General features: G+C 46.7%; 1 protein-coding gene. It reads left to right on the top strand.

Features of this window, described 5'->3' with window-relative positions; genetic code table 11:
- A partial coding sequence (locus ACYVRA_RS08460; RefSeq protein ID WP_461252284.1) for a GAF domain-containing sensor histidine kinase occupies nt 1-531 on the top strand: 531 nt, incomplete at both ends.

Raw genomic sequence — 531 nt, 5'->3', positions numbered from 1 at the left:
GGAGCTCAATGGAATTAAGGTCAAGGCGTTTATCGGCGTGCCGCTTTATGTTGACGGCCGTTTATGGGGCGTATTGTGCGTTGAACAGAATTCTACGCCCCGCAAGTGGACGGAAAATGAAAAGGGATTTGTCGCCATGACATCAAGCACCATCGCTGGCGTAATCATGCGTGACATCTATACCATAAAACTTCAAGAAGCCCTGAATAAAGCGATGGAAGCAAGCAAAGCAAAAGGCGATTTCCTCTCCAACATGAGCCATGAAATGCGTACGCCTTTGAACGCGATAACCGGCATGACGACAATCGGCAAGAACGCGAAAGATTTAGAACGCAAAGACTACGCGCTTGGCAAGATAGAAAACGCGTCAACGCACCTGCTCGGCGTTATAAACGACATACTCGACATGTCAAAAATTGAGGCGAACATGCTGGAATTGTCGCCCTGTGAATTTAATTTCGAGAAAATGCTGCAAAAAGTCGTTTCGGTAATCAATTTCCGCGTGGACGAAAAGCGGCAAAAACTTGTAGT

This window comes from Treponema sp. R8-4-B8, assembly GCF_054786175.1.
This window is presented reverse-complemented; position numbering and strand designations above follow the sequence as displayed.